The sequence below is a fragment of the Phenylobacterium sp. genome, assembly GCF_036501465.1.
Taxonomy (GTDB): Bacteria; Pseudomonadota; Alphaproteobacteria; order Caulobacterales; family Caulobacteraceae; genus Phenylobacterium.
In genome coordinates this window covers 16,904-29,889 of sequence record NZ_DASYAF010000172.1, presented here as the reverse complement: position 1 = coordinate 29,889, position 12,986 = coordinate 16,904, and the positions used below count along the sequence as shown (strand labels likewise).

The following is a 12,986-nucleotide window of genomic DNA, read 5'->3' as shown; positions in this document are numbered from 1 at the left end:
TGAAAGGGATTATCTCGCCTCCATACTTGGCCCATGGCCGCTGCGTTTCAATACAAGCCGCGTTTTGTGGATATCCGGGTGCGCCCGCCCTCGGAGGAGGAGGATGCGCGCGCCCAGGACGTGCATGCGCTGAAGCCCGGCGAGCGGGCCTGCGACCATCCCGGGTGCCGCCGCGCGGCCACCGCGCGGGCGCCGAAATCGCGCGACATGCTGAACGAGCACTACTGGTTCTGCCAGCCGCACGCGGCCGAGTACAACCGCAACTGGAACTTCTTCGCCGGCCTGAGCGAGGGCGAAATCCGCCGGCGCCAGCAGGACGAGCTGTTCACCGGCGGGCGGCCCACCTGGGAGATGAAGGCCGGACGGATGAGCCGCGAGGCCGCCGCCTTCTCCGCCAAGTTCCGCAAGGGCGACGGCTATCGCGACCCCTACAACCTGTTCGGCAAGAACGCCGGCAAGCCGGTCGCCGAACCGGAGGACCGCCGCCTCGGCAAGATCGAACGCAACGCGCTCGCCGATCTGGACCTGGACGCCAACGCCGAGGGCCCGGCGATCCGCGCCCGCTACACCGAACTGGTGCGCCGCCTGCACCCGGACGCCAACGGCGGCGACCGGGCCGGCGAAAACCGCCTGCAGCGGGTGATCAAGGCCTACCAGGCGCTGCGCAAGGCCGGCATGGTGTAGGGTGGCGAAAACGCGGGAGGCGATGGCGATGAGGAACGCGATCCTGGCCGGCTTGACCGCCTCCCTGCTGAGCGCCGGCGCGGCCTGGGCGAGCGCGCCCGCCCAATCGCCGACGCCGTCGGCCAATGCTCCGCCCACCGCCGAAGCGGGCACGACCGTGGAGGGCCTGACGGTCATCGCGCCGAAGGCCGAGCAGGAGAAGCTGCCGACGCTGGTCGAACACTTCGTCCAGGCCCATAGCGCCGAGAGCCGGATCGGCCAGCTCTCGCGCTGGGGCGGGCCCGTGTGCCCGCAGACCAGCGGCCTGCCGCCCGCCTTCGACGCCTATGTCTCGGCGCGGGTGAAGCTGGTGGCCGCCGGCGTGGGCGCGCCGGTCGACAAGCACCCGAACCGCAACTTCCCCTGCAAGGCCAACCTGCTGATCGTCTTCACCACCGAGCCGCAGAAGCTGATGGACGACGTGCGCCGCCATCACCCCAAGATGCTGGGCTTCCACTATGCCGCCCAGGCCGAGCGGCTGGCGCGCATGGAGCACCCCTTCCAGGCCTGGTACATGACCGGAACCAAGACCGAGGGCGGCCTGCCGGAGCCCGACGACGAGTTCCGCCCGACCCCCGGCGGCACGGCCGGCAGCCGGCTTTCCGTGCGGCTGGAAAGCCAGATCATGGCGGTGCTGGTGGTGGTCGACGCCAGCAAGATCGTCGGCCATCAGATCGGGGCGATCTCCGACGACGTAGCGATGCTCGCCCTGGCGCACGGGACCGCGCCCAAGGGCTGCAGCGAGCTGCCGACAATCGTCGATTTCCTGAACCCGGACTGCCCGGCCGGCCCCGATCCTGCGGGGCTGTCGACCTATGACGTCGCCTATCTGAAGGGCCTCTATTCCACCAATCCGGAACTGTTCGCCCACGCCCAGCAGAGCGAGATCGGCAGCCACATCCTGCACGAGGTCAAGGCGACGGCGCCCTAGGGCCGCGGACCATCGACATTGCGAGGCGGATCCGTCCTATCAGTAGCGGCGGTAGTGGTAGTCCCAGGGGCCGGGGCGCCAGCCCGGGCGCCAGTAGGACTCGTGGGTCCAGTACCAGTAGCGGTAGGGCCGATAGACCCAGACGCCGCCCTCGAAGGCCCAGGGATTGTACCAGGCCGGGCCGACATAGACCGCCGGGCCGCCGTAGTAGAAGGCCGGCGCGCCGGCGCGGATGTAGTAGCCGGGCGGGCAGGCGCCCGACTGCTCGGCGGCGTTGCGGCCGATGGCGGCGCCGGCGGTGGCGCCCAGGGCGCCACCGATGATCGAGCCGCCGGTCTTGGAGTGGCGGCCGGAAACGTTGGAGCCCACCACCGCGCCCAGGATGCCGCCGATGATGGCGCCGGCGGCGGAGTTGTTGGCCCGCTTGTCCATGCAGTACTGCGCGGCCCAGCGGGAATAGCGGTCGGCGTAGTCGCGGTCGGCGCGCTGGGCGCGGTCGTCGTAGACGGCCCCGGACTGCTCATAGCCGGGCGGCGGCGGGGCGTACTGGCCGGGCGGCGGCGCGGCGCCGTAGGGCGAGCCGACCGGCGGGCCGCCATAGGGCTGCTGATAGCCGGCGGGCGGCGTCTGGTAGCCGGGCGGCGGCGGCTGATAGCCCGAGGGCGGCGGCTGCCCCTGGTAGTATCCGGACGGCGGCGGCGGCGGTTGCGCGGCGGCGGCCGTGGCTTCGAGCGCCAGCCCGAACGCCAACGTCCCGGCGACGAGCTTCGCGCCGACTTGCGATGGCTTCATCTCGATCTCCTCAACGGTCAGCCGTCCGCTCGACTCAGGGAGCGATAGCTAAGCCTGATTTGGGGCCAAGATGTGGAATTGCCAGAGGCGATTGTTGCAGGCCGCCTTGCGATTCCGGTCGCTCCTCAGGGCGCCATGCGCGCAGCGGTGAGCTCGGCCCGGGCGGCCTCCAGCTCCGCGCGGAATCGGGGCTTGGTCATCAGCTCGGCCACCAGGGCCACGCCCAGCACGTGGCCGGCCTCGATGTCTCGCCGTAGTGCGCCTCGCAGATCAGCCGGCTTTCCGCGTAGTCCGCCGCCCGCGCCTGGACCGCCTGGGCCTTGGGCGGCATCAGGTTCGACAGCACTGCGGCGGCCGAATAGCCCATGGTGGCGTGGCCGCTGGGATAGGCGGTCTTGCCGTCCTTGCCGTGCTTGCAGGGGTTCAGCGACGGGTCGGCGGTGATCGGGCGGGTGCGCGCGAAATAGGTCTTGAAGCGATCCACCGCGACGCTGTCCTCGTGGCGCAGGTCCTCGAAGAGCGCCGCCGTGGCCGGCAGGCGGGTCAGGTCGAACGCCGGGCCCAACGGAGCGGCGATCGAGGTCACGTCCTCGAAGGCGTCGTCGTGCCTGGCCAGGGCGAAGCGCTCCGGCGTGCGGGCGGCCTCCAGGCGATGCAGCTCGGCGAGCTCGGCCTTGGTCTCAGGCGAGCCGTCGGCCGGCGGCGGCGGCAGCAGCTGGGCCGGGTCGAGCTCGCCGGGCGTCAGGAACTTGGAGACCGCCGGCGGCTTGGCGGCCTTGGCTTGCGCCGCAGGTGGGACGGGCGCGGCGACTGAGGGGGCGATCGCCGCGCCCGCGGCCGTCAGGGCCAGGAGAAAGCCCGCGACGGACGTCCGCATCAGAAGTTCACCTTCAGCGAGATCTGATAGTTCCGCTCCGGCTGGAAGTAGTACTGGTCGAAGGGCACGGTCTTCCCGGGCTTGATATTGGTGACCTTCTGGCTGTCGAAGAGGTTGTAGACGGCGCCCTCGATCCGATAGCGGTCGAACCGGTAGACCAGGGTCAGGTCGGTGGAGTGGTAGCCGGGGATCTTGTAGGCGGCCGGCTCGCCCTCCGCGCCCCACTGGACGCCGGTGTACTTGTCGGCGATCGAGGCGGTCCAGTGCTCGTCCTGATAGTAGGCGCCCAGGACGGCGGTGGATTCCGGCGCGCCGGCGATCTGCTTGCCGCCCACGATGGTGACCGGCGTCCCGTCGATGGTCGTCGAGGCGCCCTCGGCCTTTGCCGAATTGATCGAGCCGTTTGCGAAGACGAAGACATTGGGGTTCACCTGGACGGTGACCACGCCTTCCACGCCCTTATAGATCGCCCCGCCGAGATTGAAGTTGACCGTCTCCAGGCCCGCCACGGGGTCGGTGACCGTCACCGTCTGCAGCTTGTTCTTGAAGTCGATGTAGTAGACGTCGGCGTCCAGGGTGACGCGGTCGCCGTGGTAGACCGTGCCCAGCTGGTAGTTGGTCGAGGTCTGCGGGTTCAGGTCGCTGAGGTTCGGGCTGGCCACCTGGGTGACGCTGATGTCCGGCACCAGAAAGCCGGTGGCGTACTGGGCGTAGGCCGACCAGTTCGGCTGGATCTTGTAGTTCGCCGTGAAGAAATAGAGCGTCTGGGTGAAGTCCTTCTTCCCGTGGAAGGGCTGGCGCGACTTCTGGTTCACATCCGCGTCCACGTGGATGTCTTCGTTCATGTACTTGATGCCGGGCGTCAGGGTGAGTTGGTCGGTCACCTTCCACTCGAAGTCGACGAACGGCTCGTACTGACGCCAGCCGGAATTCTGGTTGTACTCGAGGAACTGCGGCACGCCCGGCAGCACCTTCTGGCGGAAGTCGGGCACCCGCACGCCCTCAAGCAGGCTCAAGGTGGCGTCGTAGTCGAAGCGGGCGCGCGGGCCGGTGTCGGCGGTCTCCAGCCAGACGCCGGCCTTGATCGTGCCGAACGGCAGCGTCTGGTCCAGGTGCAGGATGTCGCCGTAGATCGTGTAGACGTTGAGCTTGGTGTAGCCGGGGACGTCGCCGTTCGCGACCGCCTTGCCGCCGGGCGTGAGGGTGGTTGCGAGGCCGTTCTTGTTGGCGATGTCGGTGGGCGACAGCGTCGGGTCGAGCGACGATTCCGTGTCGTTCTTATAGTAGTAGGAATAGAGGGTGTTATCGAGCTTCAGGCTCGAGGTGATGTCGCCGTCCAGCTTCGCGTAATTGAACCAGGTGTGCTTGGTGACGAAGTTGTACTTGTAGTAGGTCGGGTCCGCCGGATTGTTGTCGAGGGCGAAGTTCTTCCCGAACAGCGCCACCTGGGTGAGCGTCGCGCCGGCGTTGTCGTTCACATGGACGCGGGTCTGGTTCCAGGTCGCCAGCACCGTCAGCTGCCAGCTGTCGACCAGCGGGATCACGCCGCGGACCAGCTCGTTGTCGGCGCGCGCGTCGTTGTGGCTCAGGTAGCCCTGGGTCCCCAACTGCTGGAAGTTGAACAGGAAGCGCGAACCGTTCAGCTGGTCGAGGTCGCCAGTGTTGAGCTTGGTGACCCCCATCCAGGTGTCCCAGGAACCGTAGGTCAGCGACTGCGAACCACCGCGTACGTGGTCGACCTCGGGCGAGAACAGGTTGATCGAGCCGCCGAAGCTGGCGACGCCCATCTGGCTGGCCGAACCCGGGCCGCGGTCGACCACCACCGCGCCGATGGTCGAGGACGGGAAGAAGGACGTGGAGTGGTGCGTCGGGCCGTTGGCGTCGCCCCACGGGATGCCGTCGTAGGTGATGTTGTACTGGCCGTCCTGGAACCCGCGCAGGGTGGACTTCGCCTCGCCCAGGCCCGGGCCGTTGTTCGAGGTTCCGGAGACGCTGGGCGAGAGGTTGACGATCTGGGTGTAGTCGGCGGTGGCCGGGATGAACTGGTCGATCGCCTTGCGGTCGATGATGGTCTGCGGCTCGATGGCCTGCAGCGAGGCCTTGGCCGGCGCCGTGGCCTGGCCGGAGTTCGACTGCTCGCCGATCACCACCAGCTCCTCGACCTGGCGGCCGTAGTCCGGCTTCTCGGGGTCGATGTGCACCGGACCGGACGCGGCGTCAGCGCCAGCGCCGGCTTCGGCGGCGAAGGCGGGCGCGGCGATCGCCAGGACGAGGCCGAGCGCCCCGGACGCCAGGGCCGAACCGCAGAGGAGCCGCGACAACCGCGCGGCGGATTGACTGCTGTGCATGAATATCCCCCAAATTTCGTGGGGGAGACGCCGTCAACAGCCCGCAAGTCACAAGTTAAACAAACGTCTCAAATATTTGACAGTTCTATGACGTCACAACCAGCGATTTGATTTTCTTCAGCATTCGATCGACTGTCACATAAGCGACATCAATATTGAGATATCTCAACCTGACGTGATCTTGCCAGGCTGAAGGCGCCCCGCGATGCTGCCGCTTCCGTCCCTGCCCGGACCCGCCCTGTTGCGCGTGCTGATCATCGAGGACGACGTCGAGGCCGCCGGGCACATGGCCGGCGACCTGGCCGCCTGCGGGATCGCCACCGAAATCATCCACGACGGGGCGCGGGCGCTGGAGCCCGGCCAGGGCGACGGGCCGTTCGACGTGCTGATCGTCGATCGCATGCTGCCCGGCCGCGATGGCCTGTCGCTGCTGAAGGCCCTGCGGGCTCGCGGCGTGGAGACGCCGGCCCTGTTCCTGACGGCCATGGGCGCGGTGGCCGACCGGGTCGCGGGGCTGCAGGGCGGCGGCGATGACTATGTGGTCAAGCCGATCGACGCCGAGGAGCTGGCGGCCCGGGTGCAGGCGCTGGCCCGGCGGCGGAGCCGGCCCGGCACGCCGGAGACCACGACGCTGGCCTGCGCCGACCTGGAGCTGGACCGCCTGCAGCGCAAGGTCCGCCGCGGCGGCCAGACGATCGCCCTGCTGCCCCTGGAATACCGGCTGCTGGAGGTCCTGCTGCTGAGCCGCGGTCAGCCGGTGACCCGCAAGATGCTGCTGGAACAGGTCTGGGGCTTCCGCTTCGACCCGCGCACCAACATCGTCGAAACCCACATCAGCCGCCTGCGGGCCAAGCTGGGCGAGGCCGGCGGCGCCCCCCTGATCCACACCATCCGCGGGGCGGGCTATGTCATCCAGGACGCCTGAAGCGGCCGCGCGGCCGGCCCCGGCGGGAGCCTTGCGCCGGGCCTGGCGGCGGACCAGCGTGCGGGTGCTGACCTTGCAGGCGGTGGCCCTGGTGCTGGCCTTCGCGGTGGCCGGCGCGCTCGCCAGCCTCTCGATCCGCCAGATCAGCGAGCGGGCCTATCGCGCCGACGTCCGGGGCGAAGTCGCCTCGCTGAACGACGAGTGGCGGCACAAGGGGGTGGGCCACCTGCCCTTCACCGTCGCCAAGCGCTCGCGGCTCTGGCACGGCTTCGAGTACGGCCTCGCCGGCCCCGGCGGCGCCTATCTGGCGGGGGACGCCCGGCTGGCCGGACTGACCCGCCAGGGCTGGACGAGAGAGGCGGCGGCCACCGGCCTGGCGCTGGCCTACACCGAGCCCCTGCCGGGCGGCGGCTGGCTGACCGTGGGGCGCGACCTCTCCGCCGAGCAGCGGCAGATGCGCGACCTGGCCGCCCTGCTGGCGCTCTGCGGGGCGGCGGGCGTGGCGATCTGCCTGGCCACGGCCTACCTCACCACCCGCTGGACCTGGCGGCGGCTGGACGAACTGTCGGCGACGGCGGCGCTGGTGGCGGCGGGACGGCTGGACGTGCGCGCGCCGGTGCAGCGCGCCGCCGCTCCCGACGAGATCGACGACTTGAGCCTGGCGCTGAACGCCATGCTGGACCGCATCAGCCGGCTGGTCGGCCAGCTGCGCCGGGTGACCACCGACGTCGCCCACGACATGCGCCGGCCGATGACGCGCCTGCGCCAGAAGCTCGAGCGGCTGGCGCGCGCCGCCCAGGCGACGCCGCTGCTGGCCGAGGAGGTGCGCCGCCTGGATGCCGAGTTCATGGAAATCCTGCACACTTTCGACGCCCTGCTGCAGCTCGCCGAGATCGAGGGCGCCGCCGCGCCGGACGCGTTGATCGACCTCACCGAAGTGGCCGGGCGCGTGGCCGAGGCGCTGCGGCCCGACATCGAGGACTCCGGCCGCCGGCTGGAGGCGCGGATGGAAAGGGCCACGGTGCGCGGCGACACCGACCTGGTGGCCCAGGCGCTGGCCAACCTACTGGAGAACGCGCTGCGCCACACCCCGGCCGGCGCGCGCATCGAGCTCACGGTGGAGGAGAACGGCGGGGCGCCGAAGCTGGTGGTGCGTGACGATGGCCCGGGCATCGCGCCCGACCTGCGCGACTTGGCGCTGGCGCCGCTGGGCCGGCTGGAGGCCAGCCGCAGCACGCCGGGCTCGGGGCTGGGCCTGGCGATCGCTTCGTCGGTCGCCACCTGGCACGGGGCGCGGCTGGAGCTGGCCGACGCCGGTCCGGGGCTTCAGGTCTCGATCGCCTTCCCGGCGGCGCGGCGCTAATTCCTATTCTTCCGTCATGGCCGGGCTTGTCCCGGCCACCCCTGAACACCGCCGATTGCAAGCAAGGCGACGGCATCGGGGACCGCTCTATCCTGCGTCGCCAGCGCGTATGGGTGGCCGGGACAAGCCCGGCCATGACCTTGTGTATTCGAGCTAGGCGGGCTCCGCGGCCTTCGCCTCGGCGGGCGTGAGTTCGGTGTCGATGCTGGCCTGCATGAAGGGCGGGTAGCGCGGGCCGGAAACGGTGCTGGCGTTCACCGCGGTGTCGATGCGCTCGACCAGGCCGGGCGGCAGGACGAGGTCGGCGGCGGCGGCGTTTTCGGCCATGTGCCCGGGGCTCGTCGTGCCGGGGATGGAGACGATGGTCGGGTCCTTGGCCATCAGCCACGCCAGGCAGAGCTGGGCCGAGGTGCAAGGGACCTCGGCGGCGAGCGCCTCGAAGGCGGCCAGCAGCTTCAGGTTGGCGGCCAGCGCCTCGCCCTGGAAGCGCGGCATGGCGCTGCGCATGTCGCCGGCCTGGAACTTGGCCGGATCGCTCGCCCCGCCGGCCAGGAAGCCGCGGCCGACGGGCGAGAAGGCCACCAGGGTGGCCCCGGTCTCGCGGCAGGCGTCGATCAGGGCGATCTCGGGATTGCGGGTCCAGGGCGAATATTCGTTCTGCACCGCGGCGATCGGGTGGACGGCGTGGGCCTTGCGCAGGGTCGGGCCGGAGACTTCCGAGAGGCCGATGGCGCGGATCTTCCCCTCGGCGACCAGGTCGGCCAGCGCGCCCACGCTCTCCTCGATCGGCCGGCGCTTGTCCCAGCGGTGCAGGTAGTAGAGGTCGATGACCTCGGTCCTGAGGCGGCGAAGGCTGCGCTCACAGGTGTCCCTGAGGTTGGCGGGGCTGCCGTCGATGCCGCGCTGGTCGCCGATGGTGATGCCGCACTTGGACGCCAGCACGATCCGGTCGCGATTCGGCCCCAGCACCTCGCCCACCAGGGTCTCGTTATGGCCCAGGCCGTAGACCGCGGCGGTGTCGAAGAAGGTGTAGCCGGCGTCCAGCGCGCCCTTGAGCACCTGTTCGGCGCGCTCGCGCGGCGCGGCCGGGCCGTAGCCGTGGGAAAGGCTCATGCAGCCCAGGCCGATGGCGGAGACTTCGAACGGGCCGACGCGGCGCTTTTCCATGGGCTGCTCCTTGGGGGTCGCCGCGCAAAAGCCGCATCGGGCGCCCCGGCGTCAAGCGCCGCCTAGACTGCGCCCGCGAGCCTGGCCTCCAGAGCCGCCAGGTCGTCTGCGAACCAGACCGTCCGCCCACGGTTGGACTCGCGGACGAAGTCGCGCAGCGGGCCGCTGGCGGCCTGGGCCTGCGCGGTGTCGCCGAGAATCGCGACCTGGAAGCGGTAGTTCACCAGCTTCTGCAGCACCTCGCCCGCCACGCCGGAAGACAGGCGCAGGAAGTCCGGGCCGAGGCGCGAAAGCGGGATCGCCACCAGCGCCACGCCGCCCGCGCCGAACAGCTCGCCGATCAGGACGGTGAGGTTGGCGTATTCGGCCAGGCACGGCCCCTCGTCCGGGCAGAGCAAGACCTTCACGCCGGCGATGTCGCGGATCATGGCCGGAGCGCCTAGGTGAGGGTCTCGACCATGCGCAGCATGGAGGCGACGTCGCCGGGGGCGCCGATCAGCACCACCTTGACGTGGTCGCGGTCGGGATCGTGGACCACGTCGATGCTCATCGGATCGGGATGGGCCGTCTGGCCCATGCGGGCGCTGGGCAGCACGCGGGCCAGCCGCTGGGCGGCCTCCGGCGACATGCCCGGCAGGTCGACGATGGCGGTGACCCGCGCGCCGGCCGGCCGCTCCTTCGGGACGACGCCCGCGAAGGCGTCGAAGTCCGAGCGCAGGATGCGGTAGGACTTGCCCAGCTTGACCGCGCGCAGCCGGCCTTCGCGGATGAACCGCAGCACGGTCTTGGGGTGCAGCTTCAGCCGTTCGGCGAACTGCTCGACGGTGTAGACTTCTTCCGACATGGGGAGTCGGGCCTCAGCGAAATGTTCCTGAATATTCCCTATCACTCCCTATCAAGGAGTCAATTGCGTTGAATAGAGCCTTATTGGGAACAATCGCGGCCGGCGCCCTGATGGCGTGCGCCGCCGCCCGCGCCGCCGATGCGCCGAGCCGCTACCTGCTGGAGCCGGCGGCGGTCTGGACGGCCGGCGACGCCGCGCCCCACGCCGGCTGGGTCGTCGCGGTGGATGGCGAGAAGATCGTGGCCGTGGGGCCGAAGGCCGAGGTCAAGGCCCCGGGCGGCGCCCAGGTGATCGCCCTGCCCGGCCTGACACTGACGCCCGGACTGATCGAGCTGCACTCGCACCTGCTGCTGCACGCCTATGGCGAGGTGGTGTGGGACGACCAGGTGCTGAAGGAGGCGCCGACCTATCGGGTGTTGCGCGCCGGGCGCGACGCGACCCGCACCCTGATGAGCGGCTTCACCACCGAGCGCGACCTGGGCACCGAGGGCGCCGCCGACGCCGACGTGCAGCTGAAGCGCGCGATCAACGAGGGGATCATCGCCGGCCCGCGCCTGTTCGTCGCCACCCGCGCCATCGTCGCCACCGGATCCTATGGCCCGAAGAAGGGCTGGCGCGCCGACATCGACCTGCCGCAGGGCGCCCAGGAGGTCAGCGGCGAAGCGCAGATCATGGCCGCGGTGCGCGAGCAGTCGGCGATGGGGGCCGACTGGATCAAACTCTACGGCGACTACCGCACCGGGCCGAACGGCGAGACCAAGCCGACGCTGACCGAGCAGGAGATGGCCGCGGCCGTGAAGATCGCCCACGCCTCGGGCCGCCCGGTCGCCGTCCACGCGGCCAGCGACGCGGGGATCATGAACGCGGTGAACGCCGGGGTGGACACCATCGAGCACGGCTATGGGGCCACCGAGGCCACCTTCAGGCTGATGAAGGACAAGGGGATCGCCTACATCCCGACGCTGACCGCGCCGGAGGCGACCTCGATCTACTTCCAGCACTATGTGCCCGGGAAGAGCCCGCCCACGGCCGGCATGACCGCGGCGGCCGAGGCCTTCAAGCGGGCGCTGGCGTCCGGCGTGACCATCGGGTCCGGCTCCGACGTCGGGGTCTTCCCGCACGGCGAGAGCTGGCGCGAGATCGCCTGGATGGTGAAGGACGGCATGACGCCGGTCCAGGCGCTGACCGCGGCCACCGCCACCAACGCCAGGATCCTCGGCCGCGCGAACGCGCTGGGCGAGGTGAAGCCGGGGGCCCTGGCCGACCTCGCCGCCTTCGCCGGCGACCCGACCAGGGACATCGCCGTCCTGAAGGACGTCCGCTTCGTGATGAGGGGCGGCAAGGTCTACCGCCAACCCTGACGAGCCCCAGAAACCGCCAACGACACAGCCGAGGAAACCCCAACGATGAGCGTCGAACACAGTCCGCACCCGAGGATCGCCGAGCGCGAGAAGGCCGGGCCGCACACCACCAAGGGCGAGCAGGCCAGTCTGAACGGCAAGATCGCCATCGTGATCACCAACCTGGTCGGCACCATGTGGTGCGCCTACGCCTTCGCGATCCTGGCGTTCATCAGCCTGCCGGCGGCGATCCAGGGCGGCACGGCGACCCTGATCGGCTGGATCGCCCAGACCTTCCTGCAGCTGGTCTTGCTGTCGGTGATCATGGTCGGCCAGAAGGTCGCGGCCGCGGCGTCGGACAAACAGGCCCTGCAGACCTATAAGGACGCCGAGGCCCTGCTGAAGATCCAGGACGAGCTGCACCGGCTGATCAAGGTCAACAACGACCTGACGTCGCAGATCCATGCGGCGACCTGCACGGGGGGAACGGCGGCGGCCGCGGCGCCCGCGAAGAAGGCCCCTGCGAAGCGAGCTCCGGCGAAGAAGAGGTAGCCAAGCGTGTCATCCCGGTTTCGCCGCAGGCGAAGGCCGGGATACATGGACTCCGTACTCCAAGATTTGGCGCGGCCCCGCCGCGCGCCATTCCGCACCTCAGAGTCGATAGGTCCCGGATATGTCGCTTCGCGCCATTCCGGGATGACAGTCGCTATTGCGGTCTTTCCCCCTTCACGGTCGTGCGGTGCATCAGCCGCAGGTGGCCGTCGTAGCCGCCTTCGGCGAAGTGCATGGTGCAGCGGTTGTCCCACATCAGCAGCATCTGCTCGCGCCATTTGTGGCGGTAGATGAAATCGTCCTTGGTCAGGTGGGCGAACAGGAAGGCCAGGATCGCCTTGGCCTCCTCGTGGGTCATGCCCTCGATGCCGACGGTGTAAACCGGCGAGACGTAGAGCGCCTTCCGGCCCGTGACCGGATGGGTGCGGACCAAGGGGTGGGTGAGCGAGCCGTCCGCCTCGGCCGAGACGATGATCTCCATGGTCCGCTTCTCAGTGTCCTTCGAGAAGACGCCCTTGGTGCCGTAGGACTGCTTGGCCGAATGCACCGCGCGCAGGGGCGCGAGCATTGCCTGCATCACCGGCGAAAGCGCCTCATAGGCGCGGACCGCGTCGACGAACAGGGTGTCGCCGCCCACCGGCGGGACGACCTTGGAATGCAGGATGGTGGCGGCTGGGGGCGCGTCCTGGAAGCTCCAGTCGGAGTGCCAGCCGGCTCCGAAGTTCAGCGACTTCTCGTCCGGCTCGCGGCGCAGCTCCAGCACATTGGGGTGGCCGGCCATGGGCTTGATGTAGGGGTCGTGGCCGAAGCCGCCCATCTGTTCGGTGAAGGCCTCCTGGGCCTCCAGGCTGAGGCGCTGGTCGGGGAAGGCGACGACGCCATGGCGCGCCCAGGCGGCCTTGACCTCGGCCAGGATGGACGCCGGCACGGGCCGGGTCAGGTCGACGCCGGTGATCTCCGCGCCGAAGCCGGTGGGCTGCGGCGTAACCGCGATGGTCCGGTAGTCGGCGTCCGCTGTCTGGAGCATGGGCTGTTCCTCCGCGCCGGGCCCTTGCAGCTGGGCTGTCGCGCCCCCTTATGAAACACCCGTTTGCGTCTCTTCCGGCAAGCCTGTAATCGAACCG

The 12,986-nt window shown here is 69.8% G+C and carries 13 protein-coding genes; 6 read left to right on the top strand and 7 right to left on the bottom strand.

Annotated elements, in window-relative coordinates; translation table 11 throughout:
• The first annotated feature begins 33 nt into the window (after positions 1-33).
• Together VGL85_RS20440 and VGL85_RS20435 are read left to right on the top strand one after the other, a co-directional pair.
• Entirely contained in the window at positions 34-684 is a 651-nt protein-coding gene (locus VGL85_RS20440; RefSeq protein ID WP_331590871.1) for a J domain-containing protein, read from the top strand.
• A gap of 28 nt (positions 685-712) precedes the next feature.
• Positions 713-1,654: a hypothetical protein gene (locus tag VGL85_RS20435; RefSeq protein WP_331590870.1), complete on the top strand. Its 942-nt coding sequence runs from the start codon at positions 713-715 to the stop codon at positions 1,652-1,654.
• 39 nt (positions 1,655-1,693) lie between these two features.
• Here the strand turns inward: VGL85_RS20435 and VGL85_RS20430 are convergent, their stop codons facing one another.
• The 3 genes from VGL85_RS20430 to VGL85_RS20420 all read right to left on the bottom strand — a co-directional run bounded on the left by VGL85_RS20430 (position 1,694) and on the right by VGL85_RS20420 (position 5,671).
• Positions 1,694-2,446 (bottom strand): glycine zipper domain-containing protein, encoded by a 753-nt coding sequence (locus VGL85_RS20430; protein WP_331590869.1) that lies wholly within the window; start codon positions 2,444-2,446, stop codon positions 1,694-1,696.
• Between the two features lie 199 nt (positions 2,447-2,645).
• Complete coding sequence (locus VGL85_RS20425; RefSeq protein ID WP_331590868.1) at positions 2,646-3,323, bottom strand: acid phosphatase; 678 nt, start codon at positions 3,321-3,323, stop codon at positions 2,646-2,648.
• Positions 3,323-5,671: a TonB-dependent receptor gene (locus VGL85_RS20420; RefSeq protein ID WP_331590867.1), complete on the bottom strand. Its 2,349-nt coding sequence runs from the start codon at positions 5,669-5,671 to the stop codon at positions 3,323-3,325. The genes VGL85_RS20425 and VGL85_RS20420 overlap by 1 nt, the downstream gene beginning before the upstream one ends.
• A gap of 205 nt (positions 5,672-5,876) precedes the next feature.
• Here VGL85_RS20420 and VGL85_RS20415 point away from each other — a divergent pair, with 205 nt between their 5' ends.
• Together VGL85_RS20415 and VGL85_RS20410 are read left to right on the top strand one after the other, a co-directional pair.
• Positions 5,877-6,596, top strand: coding sequence for a response regulator transcription factor (locus VGL85_RS20415; RefSeq protein WP_331590866.1), 720 nt, complete (start codon positions 5,877-5,879; stop codon positions 6,594-6,596).
• 31 nt (positions 6,597-6,627) lie between these two features.
• Positions 6,628-7,959, top strand: a complete 1,332-nt coding sequence (locus VGL85_RS20410) for a HAMP domain-containing sensor histidine kinase (protein ID WP_331590865.1) — start codon at positions 6,628-6,630, stop codon at positions 7,957-7,959.
• Positions 7,960-8,112: 153 nt separating this feature from the next.
• Here VGL85_RS20410 and VGL85_RS20405 read toward each other — a convergent pair whose 3' ends face one another.
• From VGL85_RS20405 to VGL85_RS20395, 3 genes are all read right to left on the bottom strand, one after another.
• Positions 8,113-9,126 carry an aldo/keto reductase gene (locus VGL85_RS20405; RefSeq protein ID WP_331590864.1) on the bottom strand — a complete coding sequence of 338 codons (1,014 nt, stop codon included), beginning with the start codon at positions 9,124-9,126 and terminating at the stop codon, positions 8,113-8,115.
• A 62-nt stretch (positions 9,127-9,188) separates the two neighbouring features.
• Positions 9,189-9,554 (bottom strand): DUF4180 domain-containing protein, encoded by a 366-nt coding sequence (locus VGL85_RS20400; RefSeq protein WP_331590863.1) that lies wholly within the window; start codon positions 9,552-9,554, stop codon positions 9,189-9,191.
• Positions 9,555-9,565: 11 nt separating this feature from the next.
• Positions 9,566-9,970, bottom strand: a complete 405-nt coding sequence (locus VGL85_RS20395) for a helix-turn-helix domain-containing protein (RefSeq protein WP_331590862.1) — start codon at positions 9,968-9,970, stop codon at positions 9,566-9,568.
• 83 nt (positions 9,971-10,053) lie between these two features.
• Here VGL85_RS20395 and VGL85_RS20390 point away from each other — a divergent pair, with 83 nt between their 5' ends.
• Complete coding sequence (locus VGL85_RS20390) at positions 10,054-11,331, top strand: amidohydrolase family protein (protein ID WP_331590861.1); 1,278 nt, start codon at positions 10,054-10,056, stop codon at positions 11,329-11,331.
• 45 nt (positions 11,332-11,376) lie between these two features.
• Positions 11,377-11,862 carry a hypothetical protein gene (locus VGL85_RS20385; protein WP_331590860.1) on the top strand — a complete coding sequence of 162 codons (486 nt, stop codon included), beginning with the start codon at positions 11,377-11,379 and terminating at the stop codon, positions 11,860-11,862.
• 154 nt (positions 11,863-12,016) lie between these two features.
• Here the strand turns inward: VGL85_RS20385 and VGL85_RS20380 are convergent, their stop codons facing one another.
• Positions 12,017-12,889, bottom strand: a complete 873-nt coding sequence (locus VGL85_RS20380; protein ID WP_331590859.1) for a TauD/TfdA family dioxygenase — start codon at positions 12,887-12,889, stop codon at positions 12,017-12,019.
• Between the last annotated feature and the right edge of the window lie 97 nt (positions 12,890-12,986).